We start from the raw sequence: 15,087 nt of genomic DNA, 5'->3' as shown, positions 1-15,087 counted from the left end.
TGGTCGGCGCCTCTACGCTCCTTGCCGACGTGTGCGTGCGTCCCGTCGTACCCGAGTCTCAGCTGGTGGTGGCATCGGCGTGAGAAGTGGTGCGGACCGGCCGGCGATCTCCACCGGGCCGGCGTTGATGATTCCCGCCGGGTACCCCCGCGACCTGCCGAGCGCACTGCTCCGCGCCGCCCGCGACTTCGGCGGCGCTGGTGTCGTCGAGATCGGGCCGGACGGCCGCGAGACCAAACTCGACTTCCCGACGCTGCTCGAGCTGGCCGCGCGGATCCTGGCCGGCCTGCGCGCGAACGGCGTACGCGCCGGAGACCCCGCGGTCGTGCACTGCACCGAGCCGGTCGGCTTCTTCGCCGCGTTCTGGGCCTGCACCCTCGGCGGCATCCGCCCGTTGCTGGTCGCGCCGAACCCGGGCGGCGACCGCACCGAGGAGGGCCGCGAACGGCTCCGCCGGATCACCGACCTGCTCGGCTGGACCGTCCTGATCGGCCGCCCGTCCGACCTGCCGAACGATCTCGGCCTTCCGGTCCTCGACCCGGACGCGATGGCCGGGCACGAGCCCACCTCCGACTTCCACCGGCCGGCCGCGGACGACGTCGCCGTACTGATGATGTCCTCGGGCTCCACCGGTACGCCGAAGATCGTGCAGCTCACGCACCGCGGGCTGGTCGAGTTCGCCGCGGGTACGCCGGCGATGCTGCCGGTACGACCCGGGCAGACGACGCTGAACTGGCTGCCGCTGGACCGCAGCGGCGCATTCCTGCTCTATCACCTGCTGCCCGTGTTCACCGGCTGCACGAACATCCACGTGAACACCGACTGGGTACTGGCCAACCCGCTGCGCTGGCTCGACCTGATGGAGCAGCACCGGGTGAACCACTCGTGGTCGCCGAACTTCGGGTACCGGCTCGCGACCGCCGCGGTGGCCGGCGAACCGGACCGGCACTGGGATCTCTCGGCGCTGCGCAGTCTGGTCAGCGGCGGTGAACAGATCACGGTGCCGGTGATGTCGGAGTTCCTGCGGGTCACGAACCGGTTCGGGGTGGTTCCGGAGACGTTCGTGGCGGCGTGGGGGATGACCGAGACGGTCACCGGCATCACGTTCGCGCGGCCCGGTCTGACGCCGAACGTGCACCGCGTCCGGATCCCACCGACCGGCGTCGTCGAATGGGTCGACCAGCGGCCGTCGTCCGGGAAGGTCGCGGTCGCGCGCCCGGGCAAGCCACGCACCGAGGTGCCGGGTGTGCTTTCGCTGGTCTCTGTGGGAGCACCGGCCCCCGGTACGACGGTGCGCATCGTGGCCCCGAACGGCGCCGTACTGCCGGAAGGCCGGATCGGCCAACTGCAGGTCGCGTCGGCCCGGGTGACGCCCGGGTACCTCGGAAACCTCGAGGCGGACCGCACCGCGTTCCCGGTCGGGAACTGGCCGGCCCGCAAATGGCTCGCGACCGGCGACCAGGGCTTCATCACCGGCGGCCAGGTCGTCATCACCGGCCGGGACAGCGAACGCATCATCATGTCCGGCAAGCTCCACTACGCCCACGACATCGAGTCCGTCGCCGCAACCGTCGTCGGCGCCGAACACGGCCTGGTCGCCGCCTGCGGCATCGCCGACGAGGAATCCGGCACCGACCGCCTGGTCGTCTTCTACGCACTCACCGCCGACTCCGTCCCCGGCATGGACCAGGCGATCCGCAGCCTGATCCAGACCCGCCTCGGCCTGCCGGCCCAGGTCGTCGGCGTCCCGCGCCGCGACTTCCCGACCACCCCCGGCGGCAAGATCCTCCGCCCGCTCCTCAAGCAACGGTGGATCGACGGCACCCTTCTCGAACCCGCCACCACCCACGTCGAACCAGCCGGCGCCACCCCCGCCTCCGGCCCCACCGGCCAAGGCCCTTCCAGCACCCCCGAGTCCACCCCGTTCGCCGACGAGGACGCCGCCGAACGCACCACCGAACTCCCGGTAGTCCGCCTCGCCTGGAAACGCGAACTCCAGCACTCCATCCCCACCCCACCCCAACGCCCCACCCTAGGCACCCCACCACCTGCCCCCACCGCGCCTCCCGTGCCGGCGCCCGAGCCCACCCGCACCGCACCGGCACCTGCGCAAGGCCCTGCCGCGACAGCTCCCACGCCGAATGCCTCCGCCACGGCACCTGCGCTTGGTCCCACGGCCCCGCCCCCGCCGAGCCCCGCGGCTTACTCGCCGCCCGCGACCGCCCCCGCACGCACCGACTCGTCAACCCCCGCCGCCCCCGGCACTGCATCGGACCCCGCCACGCAGCCGCACGCTGCGCTGCCCAACGCCGAGCAAAAGCGTGCCGACGAGCAATCGGACACCACCGAGCAGCCGCACGACGCCGCGCCCGCCAGCGCCGACATACCGCACGAAGACCACACATCGCCCGCGGACGCGAAGTCCGCCGAGCCGGAGCTCACCGCCAGCCGGTCAGAGGATGCGGAGTCGTACGACGCTGCGACCGTCAGCGTCGACGTACCGGGCGAGGACCAGTCGTCCGTCGACGAGGACTCCGCCGAGCCGGAGCCGACCGCCGACCGGTCTGAGGCCGAGGAGTCGTACGACGGTGCGACCGTCAGCGCCGACGTACTGTACGAGGACGACACCGCGTCGGTGGACGAGGATGCTGCTGAGCCGGCGCCCGCCGCCGACCGGTCTGAGGCCAACGCGCAGTCGTACGACGCGACGTCCGACAGCGCTGACGTGCCGCACGAGGACCAGACCTCGCCCGTGGACGAGGACTCCGCCGAGCCGGAGCCCACCGCCAGCCGGTCCGAGACCGCCGAGCAGTCGCACGACGCTGCGGCCGTCAGCGCCGACGTACCGGTCGAAGATCAGACTCCGTCCGTGGACGAGGACACCGCCGAGTCGGAGCAATCGGCCGACCGGTCGGAGGCTGCGGAGTCGTACGAGGCTGCGGCTGTCGGCGCCGAGGCGCCGGTTGAGGATCAGTCGTCGTCCGTGGACGAGGACTCCGCGGAGCCGGCCGCTGGCCGGTCCGCGATCGCCGAGGAGTCGTACGACGGTGCGAGCGTCGGCGCCGACGTACTACGCGAGGACCAGACACCTCCCGCCGACGAGAAGTCCGCCGACCGCGAGCCGCACGACACCGTGAACGAGCTGGAGACGACGGACCCGACCGACGCGGGCGATTCCGCTGACGCGACGGAGGCGGCCGCTGGGGTCGAGGCTGCGGAGGCTGCGGATGTCGCGGATGTGGTGGACGCGACCGATGCCGCTGACGGGGCGGATGCTGTGGAGCCGTCGGTGGGCGACTCCACTGGTCTTGTGGCTTCTGGTGACTCGGCTTCTGGGGATGTGGCTGCTGAGGACACCGACGCCGGTGAGGATGCGGCGTTCGAGGATGGGGTTGTTGCAGGTACGTCGTCAGACGGGGCCGACGAGGTCTCGACGGATGAGGTTGCGGCGTACTCGGATGATGCGGCAGCCGCAGACGATGTACCAACGGGGCCGCGGGACGCTCAGGCGGGATCGGACGCAGAGACAACCGACGAGGACGCCGACCTCGAGCAGAACCAGACGCATGCAGACCGAGCCTCCGACGACCCCGGCGTCGACGCCGACGCCGACGAGACGGCGTTCGACGAGACCGTGTCGAACGCAGCGTCCGAGATGGAAGCCGAGGTTGATGCTTCGGAATCGTCCGCGGCGGAGCTCACCTCCGAGACTGCGGACACGCACGACGAGACGACCGACTCTGAGGCAGACCCGGTGGAGTCCGCCGAATCAACCTCAGCGGACGACTCAACCTCCGCAGACATCGACGAGGCCGGCGAGCCCGCAAACGACGCGGACACGACCGACGCGGACATGACTGGGGCGGACACGACTGACGCCGCAGACACGATCGTTGCGACCGAAGTCGAGCCGGCCACCGATGCCGCGGAGACCGACGACACCGCCTCCGAGCCGACCAAGCCCGCACCGACTGACACCGCACACACCGACACCGAAACAGCAGGCACCGACGCCGCCGCCGCCGCCGCCGACGCCGCCGCCGCCGCCGCCGACGCCGCCGCCGACGCCGCCGCCGCCGACGCCGCCGCCGACGCCGACGCCGACGCCGACACTGACGCGGAAGACGGTGACGCGGATGTTGAGGACGCGGACGCTGGGGACGCGGTCGGCGCGGTCAACGCACGTACCGACGGCGCAGATCACGAGGTAGATGCCGGCGAAAGTCTTGCGGACGTGGTCAGTGCGGATGAAGCACGTGCGGATGAAGCGCGTGTCTACGAAGTCTTTGCGGACGGAGTAGTCAGTGAGGTCGGGGCCGGCGATGTCGTCGGTGACGCGGATGCTGACGAGGTCGCGGGCGATGAGTCTGGCGTGGCTGCGGATCAAGAGGCGTTGGATGCCGAGCCGGGTGAGGCTGGTTCGGTAGTCCCGGTCGATGCGCACGAGCTGGAGCAGGCAGTTGGCGAGTCGGTTTCCGCTGAAGGGGTTGGCGAGGGGGCGCCGGGTACGTCCGAGGTCGACGCGGATGACGGTGACGCAGAACAGGACGCGGGCAGCCGTGCTGGCGATGCCGTAGGTGATTTGGCTGACGACGCTGCTGGTGAGAGCGGAGCGGCCGAGGATGCGGACGATCGTGCTGAGGATGAGCCCGCCGCGGCCGAGGAGCTGGCCGGGGAACAGGCTGGTGTGGGGGCTGCGGCGCTTGTTGTGGTGGGTGTCGACGCTGAGGGTGTCGAGTCCGGTGCTGGTGCGGAGGACGGTGGGGGTGTCGCGGCTGCCGTCGTACCTGACGAAGCGCAGGACGGGGTGGCGGCTGAGAGCGGTGCGGCCGCTGCTCCTGCGCGGGTTGGGGTTGTGGAGCCGGTTGCGGTTGTGGGGGTGGCTGGGCGGTTCCCGGGGGCTGAAGGGGTGGAGCAGTTCTGGGAGAACCTGGTCGGGGGTGTGGAGAGCCTCCGGCGGGAGTCGGGCGACGGGGTTGTTGCGGTCAGTGGCGTGCTGGAGCACGTCGAGTCGTTCGATGCGAAGTTCTTCGGGTTGAGCGATCGTGAAGCCGAGTTGATGGATCCGGCGCAGCGGTTGTTCCTCGAGGTTTGTCATCAGGCGTTGGAGCACGGCGGGTACGCCGGTACGACGAGCCGCGTCGGCGTGTTCGCGGGCTCGGGCATGAACCTGTACAACCGCCAGCACCAGTCCCGCGACTCGATCGCCACCCGGGTCGCGTACCGCCTCGGCCTCACCGGCCCCGCGATCGGCGTGCAGTCGGCCTCGTCGTCGTCGCTCGTCGCAGTGCATCTCGCCTGCCAGGCCTTGCGATCCGGCGACGCAGACCTCGCCCTGGCCGGCGCTGCCGCCGTACAGGTGCCGCAGGCAACGACCTACCACCCGACGCCGAACTCGATCCTGTCGCCGAGCGGTCAGATCCGCGCGTTCGCCGCCGACGCCGACGGTACGGTCGGCGGGAACGGTGTCGCCGCGGTACTCCTGAAGCGTCTCGACCAGGCCCTGACCGACGGCGACACGGTGTACGCCGTGATTCGCGGTACGGCGGTCAGCAACGAGGACGCGCCCGCCGGGAACCAGACCGAGCTGATCGAGCGCGCGCTCGACCGCGCCGGGTTCGACGCCGACTCGCTCAGCTATATCGAGGCGCACGGGATCGGCAGCCCGGCCGCCGACGCCGCCGAGGTGAAGGCGTTGACGACCGCGCTCCGCCGGCACACCGACAAGGTCGGGTTCTGCACAATCGGATCGGTGAAGCCGAACATCGGCCACTTGGACAGCGCCGCGGGCATGGCCGGCCTGATCAAGACCATCCTGATGCTGCAGCACCGGATGCTGGTCCCGACCATCAACGTCACCGACCCGAACCCGGCGCTCGCCCTCGACGGCAGCCCGTTCGTGATCGGCACCGAGGTACGCGAGTGGACGGTGCCGCTGCTGTCCCGCGGTACGACGCTCCGCGCCGGCGTCAGCGCCCTCGACGCCGGCGGCACGAACGCGCACGTCATCCTCGAAGAGGCCCCGCGCCAGATCCGCCGCGGCGATGACGGCCCCGTCGTACTGCCGCTGTCCGCGCCCGACCCGGACGCCCTCGCCGACCTCGTCGAGCTGTACCGCACCGACCTCGGCCACGGCACCGGACACCGCCTCATCGACCTCGCCGGTACGGCGGCGCTCGGCCGCCCGGCGCACCGGCACCGGATGGCGGTCGCGGGCGGTACGGAGGCCGAACTCGTCGCCGCACTCGGCTCCGCCCAGCCCACCGAGGTGCCGCGCGGTGGACCCGGCCCGCTCGGCTACGCGTTCACCGGCCAGGGCGCCGCCCGTCGCGGAATGGCCGCCGGCCTGGCCGCGCGCTTCCCCGTGTTCCGCTCGGTCCTCGACGAATGCGACCGCGTCTACCACGAGGAGACCGGCGGTAACCTGCTCGAACTGCTCCTCACCCCGGCCGGTACGGCGGAAGGCGTCTGGCCGACCGAGACCGCGCAGCCGGCACTGTTCGCGTTCGAGCTCGCACTCGCCCGCCTCTGGCAGTCGTTCGGCGTCCAGCCCGCGCTGGTCGTCGGTCACAGCGTCGGCGAGTACGCCGCACTTTGCGTCGCGGGCGCTCTCTCGCTGGCGGACGGCGTACGCCTCACCGCGAAGCGTGGCGAGCTGATGCAGCGCGGCACGGTGCCCGGCGCGATGGTCGCCGTTCGCGCCGACGCCGACCGGGTTCGCGAGATCGCCCGGACCGCAGGCGTGGAGGTTGCTGCGGGCAACGGTCCGCAATCGTTCGTGCTGACCGGATCCGAAGTGATCGTCGGGCAGCTCGCCGCGCAACTCGATCAGCTGCAGGTCGCCTGGCAACGGCTGGACGTCGACCGCGCGTTCCACAGTTCGTTGGTTGACCCAATACTGGCCGACTTCGCGGAGATCGTCCGCGAGATCACGCTGAAGCCGCTGCGGACGCCGATGGTGTCGAGCTGGTCGGGTGATCTGCTCGAGTCCGGGACCGTGCTCGACAGCGACTATCTGGTCGGCCAGCTGCGGCAGCCGGTGCTGTTCGGTGACGCGGTCGAGGCGGTGACGGCGGCCGGCTGCCGCCGGTTCCTGGAGCTCGGGCCGGACGCCGTACTGAGCCCCGCAGGTCGCCGGATCGCGCCGAACAGCACGTGGATTCCAGCACAGCGCCTCGGCCAGGACCCGGTGCTCGCGACGATGAACGGCCTGGCTGAGTTGTACGAGCAGGGCACCGAGATCGCGTGGGCGAAGGTCTACGCGGACGGTGGGCGCGTCCCGTTGCCGACGTACCCGTTCCGTCGGGTGCACCACCCGGTCGACCCGTCGGTGACGGTGCTGGCCGGTCCCGGTACGGCGGTTGCCGGGGACAACAATGCGCCGCGGCTGAACGCGTTCGAACGGGCCGCGCGTGCACAAGCCGTCGTCTTCGAGCCGCCGTCGAGTGCCGCAGTGAAGCGGATCCCGCTGGACCCGCCGGAGCCGGTGGCGAGCGAGCCGGTCGAGCCGGTCGACGAGTCCGAGCGGTCGCCGTTCGCGTTGCCGGCCGAGACGCACCAGATCGACGCGGACTACTTGGCGCAGGCCGGGTCCCTGTCCGGCGACGAGATGTCCGCGGAGCGGTACCGCGAGTCGCTGGACGTCGTCCTCGACCTGACCTGCGAGGTGCACAACCTCGACCCGTACGACCTCACGGTCGACCATACGTTCGCCGAGCTCGGGGCCACGCCGGCGTCGATGGCGCCGGTGATCGACGAGCTCAAGAGCCGGTTCGAGGCCGAGCTGGCGCCGGACGACCTGTTCCTCTCGTACACCACACCGCACAAGCTCGCGACTGCTGTCGCGGTGCAGACGGCCGAGCCGGTCGAAGCCGTCGAGCCGCCGAAAGAGGCCCCAGTCGAGCAGGTCGCCGAGGAGGCGACGTCGGAGGAGGAGCCGGCCCGGGATGCGCGGGCGGCGTTGGCCGTTCTCGGATCGGGACTCGCGGAGCTGGCGGCGAAGGTCGACGAGGCCGCGGCCGCGACCAGCGAGGCAGAGCTGCCCGGTAGCGGTATGGCGGCACTCATGTCGCAGCAGCTTCGGGTAGCCGGCCAGCTCGTTGACGGCGTCACCAAACTCATGCGCGAACAGCTCGCCCTCCTCGGCGAACCGGCAACGCAAACGACTGAGCAGACAACAGAACCGACGCCAGAGCAGCCGAAAGAGCACACGGCAGAGCAAGAGCAGACCGTCCCAACCAACGAGCCTCCAGCCGACGACGAGGAGCCCGCAGAGTCCCGCCGTACGACGGAAGCCGAATCCCGCCGTATGACGGAGCTGGTTGACGAGCGCCGTCGCGACTTCACGTACTGGAGCCAGGTCCTCTCCGGCGCGGAACCGTTGGTCCTCCCCGCGGATCGGGCCCGCGCGGCCGGCGACGACGCGGTGGCATCGGTCCAGCACGAGCTGGACGAGGAGCTCGGCGAGGCCGTGCTCGCGTACAGCCGGGAACGCAAGCTCAGCCCCGTGATGACGATGCTGGCCGCGGTCGCCACCGTGCTCGGCCGGTTCGCGGCGCAGGACGAAGTGACCATCGGCTCGGCGCTGCTCCGTCCGGAGAGCGACACCTCGACGCCCCCGCGCCGCCCGCTCCCGCTGCGGATCGACCTGTCCGGCGAACCCGACCTCGGTGAGCTGACGGAGCGGATCCGCGACATCACCGCAGGCGCGTTCGACCACGCCGGCACCGATCTCGCGATCCTCGAACGCGACCCGCTGTTCCAGATCCTCGTCGAGTTCGACGACGAGTTCGGGGACCGGGATGACGACGACCTGCCGCCGAGCGTCGACCTGCGCTTCCGCCTGACCCACCACGAGACAGGCATCACCTGTACGGCGGACTACCGCTCCGGCCTGTTCGAACGGCCGACGATCGAGCGCCTGCTCGCCTACCTGGCCGAAGTGTTGCGGAGGGCAACGACCCGGCCGAACCTCCGCCTGCCCGAGCTGATGCTCCCGATCGAGTCCGACCTCGAGGCGCTCCGTGAGCTCGAGTCCGACGCCGACGCGAGCGGGCCGATCGGCCGGGTACGCCGGGACGCGGTGGTCGCCGGTGAGCTCAGCGGACTGCACACCCTGTTCGAGCAGCAGGTCGCGCGGACGCCGGACGCGATCGCGCTGATCCAGGACGGCCGCAAGCTGACGTACGCCGAGCTCGACCACCGCTCGAACGCGGTCGCCTGGAAGCTCGTGGACCTCGGCGTGAAGCCCGGCCAGTTGGTCGCCGTACGAGTTGCTCGCGGCACCGAAATGGTTGTGGCGGTGCTCGCGGTCCTCAAGTCCGGTGCGGCGTACCTGCCGCTGGATCCCGGCGTACCGGAGTCCCGCTGGGCCTTCATGGTCCAGGACGCGGCGGCGGTCGCGTTGGTCGGTGACGACGCGGCGCTGGCGGACCGTCTCGGTCTGCGACTCGTCCCGGTCGCAGGGCCGGCAGCACGAATCGACGGCGATCCGCGGTCGCGGCAGGCGCCTCCGGTACGGGCCGCTGCGGACGACGTGGCGTACTGCATTTACACGTCCGGCTCGAGTGGCAACCCGAAGGGCGTCGTGGTTCCGCACCGCGGCCCGGTGAACCTGGTCCGGCACTACCTGCGGACCCGGCGATCGCTGCGGACGCTGCAGTGGACGTCGTTCGGCTTCGACGTCCACGTGCAGGAGATGTTCACGACGCTCGCGTCGGGTGCGGCGCTGGTGCTGATCGGCGAGGACGACCGGTACGACCCGGATGCGGTGGTCGCGGCGCTGCGTGATCACGGCGTCCAGCGGCTGTTCATGGCGTTCAGCCCGCTGACCGCGTTGCTGGCGACGATGCGCCGGCTGCCCGAGCTGCCCGAGTTGCGGGAGATCGTCGCGGGCGGCGAGGCGATGGTGCTGACGCACAAGGTGCGGGACTTCCTCGACGCGCATCCGGAGTGCCGGCTGTTCAACGAGTACGGCCCGGCCGAGGCGTCGATCGTGACCACGATCCACGCGGTCGACCCGGCCGAGGACCGGCCGTCGATCGGGCGCCCGATCGACGGTGTCGCCGTACGCCTGCTGGATGCCGCGCTGCGGCCGGTGCCGGTCGGTGCGGTCGGGGAGATCCACCTCGGCGGCGCAGCCGTTGCCCAGGGCTACATCGGGCGGCCGGAGGAGACCGAGCACGCGTTCGTCCCGGATCCGGGACACCCGGGTGCGCGGTTGTACCGCAGCCGCGACCTCGGCCGCTGGCGCGCCGACGGCACCCTGGAGTACCTCGGCCGCGCGGACGACCAGGTGAAGATCCGCGGCCACCGGGTCGAGCCCGGCGAGACGGAGCACGTGCTGGCGGACCAGCCCGGTGTCGTCGACGCGGTCGTGGTGGCCTGCTCGGACCCGGGCGGTGACACCTGCCTGATCGGGTACGTCGTCCTCGAGGACAGCGATCCCGCCGTCCTGGCGCGGCTGATGCTTGACCTGGGCAAGGAACTGCCGATCTACCTGGTGCCGGCGGACCTGATCCCGATCGAAGAGTTGCCGCTCGACGACAACGGACGGCTGGACCGCAGCCGGCTCCCCGAGCCGGAGTGGCTCAAGCCCTAGACCGTCCTAGCGAGGTCTGGGCCAGGACATCCGCTCTGCAGCGTGCACGGAGGGTCAGTCGGTGGCCGCCCTCCCAAACAGCCACCGTCCGCCGTACACGGTGCAGAACCCGCGTTCGATCCCATCCCTCCACAGGATCGATCGCGTCGAAACGGTCGGACGCCGCCGGTGGCAGACTGGTTCCCGACCCTGCAGGTCACACGGTTGCGGCGGGAGAGTGCCCTCACCCGCCGCTCACGTGTTCCGGTGTGATCCAAGGCCCCCCTCGATCTCCCGGTTGACGACCGGTCTTGGCCCCCCTCGACCGGTCGTGGATGACGGTGCCCCCACCCCATCCATCCGTTGCATCGCGTGACATAGGCCTGTCGTTACACGGATCGCGGAGATTCGTAAAAATTGCGCAAAGGTGCGCGGGAGAAGCCTTACCCAACGCGCAATAGTGTGCGTGTCAGACCATTACGCGTCAGGCCAGTGCAGCCCAGGCCTGGTGGGCAGCGCCGAGCAGGCCCGCGTTGTCCAGCTGAGCGGGCACCACGGTGAGGTCCGTGACGAACGGCAACTGCGCCAGCCGCTTCACCCACGCCTGCACCGGGTCGAACAGCACCGGCCCCGCCTTCGCGACCCCGCCGCCGATCACGACCGCGGTCAGGTCGACGGTCACGGCCGTCGCGACGATTCCCGCGGCCAGCGCCTGCGCGCCGTCGTCGAACGCGGCCAGCGCGAGCTCGTCACCGGCCGCGGCATCGGCGGCCAGTACTTCGGCATCCACGTTCTCGCCGGTCCGCCAGCCGCTCCGCTGCGCGCGGGCGACCATCCGCGGGCCGCTCGCGTAGGCCTCGACACAGCCGAACGACCCGCACACGCAGGCCTCGCCGTCCTGGTCGATCACCACGTGGCCGATGTGGGCCGCGTTGCCGGACTGGCCGATCAGCGGTCTGCCGTCGACGACGAGGCCGCCGCCGACCCCGGTCGAGACGACGATCCCGAGCAGGGTGTGGGCGTCGCGGCCCGCGCCGCTCCAGAACTCACCGAGCGCGAAGCAGTGCCCGTCGAGTCCGAGCGCCACGGGGATGTCGCCCGTCATCGCCCGGACCCGGTCGACGATCGGGAAGTTGCGCCAGCCGGCGATGTTCACGGGGGAGACCAGGCCGTGCTGCTGGTCGACCGGGCCGGCGGAGCCGATGCCGACGGCCAGCGGAGTGGCGTCGCCGCGAACGCGCTCGATCAGCTCACCGAGCGCGGCGAACACCTGGTCGGCGTCGCCGGACGGGGTGCGGATCCGGTCGCCGGTGAGAATCGTGCCGTCCGCAGACACCAGAGCGGCGGCCATCTTCGTGCCGCCGATGTCGATTCCCAGCACGGTTCCCCGCGCCTTCGCTGTGTCGTCGCTCATCGTCCCCCCGGTCAGGGCGGTCAGGTCGAGAGACAACGTTATCTGTAGTCGGCCCGAACAGACAGAGGTGATTCGAGGTAATCACGGAAAACCCGCAGGAAGAGGGCAGGAAACTGTCATGACAACCCTTGACAACGATACCCCTCCAGCTGCTCTCAGCCCCATCGTTCCGGGCAACTTTGAGCACCCGCCAACCATTTCGCGGCGCTCGAAATGGTTGGTGGGTGCTCAAGGTGGTGGGGTGGGTGGCGGAGTGGACCGGGTGGGGGAGAGGGTGGGGGGATGAGTGATCAACTGGATCGTGACGCGGCCGGCTCGCTGGTTGTCGGTTTCACCGGGACCACGGCTCCCGACGACCTCCGGCGGGCGGTGGCGGGCGGGCTCGGGGCGGTCATCCTGTTCACCCGCAACGTGGCGGACGCCGAGCAGGTGGCGGCGCTGACGGACGCCCTGCGGGCCGAGCGGCCGGACCTGATCGTGGCGATCGACCACGAGGGCGGCGAGTTCAGCCACCTCGCGCCGGCGAACCCGTGGCCGCTGGCGTCGCCGCGTCTGCTGGGCGACCTGGACGACGTGGACCTGACCCGTGCTGCGGCCCGGGACGCGGCCGCGACCCTGGCCTCCCTCGGTATCGACCTGATGCTCGCCCCGTCCGTCGACGTGAACAGCAACCCGGCGAACCCGATCATCTCTACGCGCTCGTTCGGCCGCACCGCGGACGTCGTCTCGCGGCACGGCGTCGCGTTCGTCGAGGGCGTCCACGACGCCGGGATCGCCGCCTGCCCGAAGCACTTCCCGGGCCACGGCGACGTCTCGGTCGACTCACACACCGATCTGCCGCGCGTCGACCGTTCGATCGAGGAGGTCGCGGCCGTCGAGCTCGCTCCGTTCCGGGCGACCATCGCCGCCGGCGCCGACGTCGTGATGAGCGCGCACATCATCTTCTCGGCGTACGACGATCAGCCGGCCACCCTCTCGCACCGGATCCTGACCGGACTGCTGCGCGAGGAGCTCGGCTTCACCGGCGTCATCACCACCGACGCGCTCGAGATGCAGGCGATCACCAAGAACCGCTCGATCGAGGACGCCGCGGTCGCGTCGATCGGCGCCGGCGCGGACCTCGCGATGATCGCGGTCGGTACGGCGGACCCGCAGGCCCTGACCGCCCGCGTGGTCGACGCCGTCCGCACCGGCACGCTCCCCGTCGAGCGGGTCGTGGACGCCGCCGCCCGGGTTCGTGCCCTCGCCACCTCGCTCGGGCAGCGCAGCCGCCAGCCGGGCCTCGACGGCGCCCCGATCCGCGAGGTCGCCGCGCGCGTGGTGGCCAGGCAGACGTTCCCGGCGTACGGCGCAGCGCCGTACGTCGTCGATCTGACTCAGGGCCTGCACCCGGCCTGGAATCCCTACTTCTCCGGCCTGCCCGAGATCTTCACCCGGGTCGCTCCTGGCGCCGAGGGCGTCGTACTCCGCGGCGAGCACCACCTCACCGACACCGGCGAGCCCCAGGACGACGCGATCGCCAAGGCAGCCAAGGCCGCGCAGGGCCGCCCGCTGGTGATCGCCGTCCAGGACGCCGGCCGTACGCCGTGGATGCGCGAGGCCCTCAACCACCTCGTCCAGGGGCACCCGGACAACGTCTTCGTGCTCTGCACCGGCATCCCCGAGGACCAGTCCCTCGTCCCGGCCGGCACCCCGTCCGCCACGACCTCCGGCCGCAACGTCATCGTGCTGGAAACCATCGCCAAGGAGCTGACCCGCCAGCCCTAACCCTGCGTTCGAGGGATCTGCAGGCCATCACAATTGGCGCCGGGCGGTGGGCTCCAGCGGGGCGATGTCCGTCGGCAGGCGTTTGTGATGGCCTGGGCGTCCGTGCATCAGGTCGGGCGGCAGGCCAGTTCCAGGTCGAGGGCGTGTCGTTCGACGTGGTTGAGAGCGTGCCGGACGGCGCCGACCGAGACGATCGCGTCGCCGAGAGAGGAGACCGCGACGCGTGGAGGAGTGCTCGTGTAGCGGGCCAGGTGCGCCTCGAGGTCAGGAAGAAGGGCAGCGGCGGCCTCGGCGACGGCGCCGCCCAGGACCACCAGTTCGGGGTTGAACAGGGTGCCGAGCGTCGCGACCACCCGCGCGGTCCGGCCGGCGATGTCCTGAAGGATGCCCTGGGCAACCTGGTCGCCGTCGGCGGCCGCGCGGAACACCTGCTCGGCGGTCACCTCGCCGTCGGTCGCGAGCTCCCGCAACGACGTCTCCACGGCCCCGTCCGCGACCGCCGCCGTACCGTTCTCGCGCGCGATCCGGGCGATCCCGTGGGTGTCGCCGACCCCCTCGATGAGCTTGAGGAACACCATCTCGCCGGCGCCGCCGCGACTGCCGTGCAGCAACCGGCCGGAGTCCATCAGACCCGACCCGAACCGCTCACCGGCAAGCAGTACGACGAGGTCGTCGACGTTGCGCGCCCCGCCCCGCCAGTGCTCCCCGAGGGTCGCGAGGTTGGCGTCGTTCTCGAGCAGGACCGGCCACCCGTGCAGCTCGGTCAGCCGCTGCGCGAGCCCGGTGTCGAAGCGCCGCCAGAACTCGTCGTCGACGAGGATGTTCCCGTCCCGGTCGACGGGTGCCGCGACCCCGGCGCCGGCGGCGAGGACCTGAGCGTCCGTCACGCCCGCGGACGCGAGCGCCTCGACCACCGTCTGGTGCACGATCTCGGTCCGCTCGCTCGGCGTCTTCACACCAGCGGCCGACCGCCCGGCCTTGGCCACCGTCTCGCCGCGCAGGTCCGAGACCAGCACGGTCGTCTTGGCCGCGCCGATGTCGATGCCGAGCACGTATCCCGCGTGGCTGTTGAACTCGAACCGCCGCGACGGCCGCCCGACCGACGTCCGGCCGGGGTCGAGCTCGACCACCCAGCCCATCGAGATCAGGTCGTTGCAGACGGCGTGCACGGTCGCGCGGGTGAGACCGGTGGCCTCGATCAGGCCGGTTCCTGTCATCACCCGGGCGCGGGTGAGCACGCCGAGTACCTTGCCCGCGTTCACCCGGCGCAACATCGTCGGCGTGGCCGTGGGCGGCGTTGTCGGTGGTTTCGCCATGAAAGCCCCTT

At 71.1% G+C, this 15,087-nt stretch carries 4 protein-coding genes and 1 pseudogene; 3 read left to right on the top strand and 2 right to left on the bottom strand.

From position 1 onward, the window contains the following. Window positions 1-127 precede the first annotated feature (127 nt). Window positions 128-7,828, top strand: a pseudogene (locus E0H45_RS27555) (acyltransferase domain-containing protein); the annotation flags it as partial. A 480-nt stretch (window positions 7,829-8,308) separates the two neighbouring features. Then, the gene (locus tag E0H45_RS43920) at window positions 8,309-10,600 is read left to right on the top strand and encodes a non-ribosomal peptide synthetase (RefSeq protein ID WP_420323351.1); all 2,292 of its coding nucleotides are present in this window, start codon (window positions 8,309-8,311) and stop codon (window positions 10,598-10,600) included. 463 nt (window positions 10,601-11,063) lie between these two features. Here E0H45_RS43920 and E0H45_RS27550 read toward each other — a convergent pair whose 3' ends face one another. Then, window positions 11,064-11,993 (bottom strand): ROK family protein, encoded by a 930-nt coding sequence (locus tag E0H45_RS27550; RefSeq protein ID WP_131342620.1) that lies wholly within the window; start codon window positions 11,991-11,993, stop codon window positions 11,064-11,066. Window positions 11,994-12,275: 282 nt separating this feature from the next. On the opposite strand from E0H45_RS27550, the gene nagZ reads away from it, so the two are divergent. Continuing rightward, window positions 12,276-13,760, top strand: coding sequence for a beta-N-acetylhexosaminidase (nagZ, locus tag E0H45_RS27545; RefSeq protein WP_131342618.1), 1,485 nt, complete (start codon window positions 12,276-12,278; stop codon window positions 13,758-13,760). Between the two features lie 107 nt (window positions 13,761-13,867). Here the strand turns inward: nagZ and E0H45_RS27540 are convergent, their stop codons facing one another. After that, window positions 13,868-15,076, bottom strand: coding sequence for an ROK family protein (locus E0H45_RS27540; protein ID WP_131342616.1), 1,209 nt, complete (start codon window positions 15,074-15,076; stop codon window positions 13,868-13,870). Window positions 15,077-15,087 lie beyond the last annotated feature (11 nt).

The sequence above is a fragment of the Kribbella soli genome, assembly GCF_004331345.1.
Classification (GTDB): Bacteria; Actinomycetota; Actinomycetes; order Propionibacteriales; family Kribbellaceae; genus Kribbella; species Kribbella soli.
This window is presented reverse-complemented; position numbering and strand designations above follow the sequence as displayed.

Bases quoted from the DNA above. Each gene is read 5' to 3' on its own strand.
- E0H45_RS43920 (WP_420323351.1), top strand. From the start codon at position 8,309: ATGACGGAGCTGGTTGACGAGCGCCGTCGCGACTTCACGTACTGGAGC.
- nagZ (WP_131342618.1), top strand. From the start codon at position 12,276: ATGAGTGATCAACTGGATCGTGACGCGGCCGGCTCGCTGGTTGTCGGT.
- E0H45_RS27540 (WP_131342616.1), bottom strand. From the start codon at position 15,076: ATGGCGAAACCACCGACAACGCCGCCCACGGCCACGCCGACGATGTTG.
- E0H45_RS27550 (WP_131342620.1), bottom strand. From the start codon at position 11,993: ATGAGCGACGACACAGCGAAGGCGCGGGGAACCGTGCTGGGAATCGAC.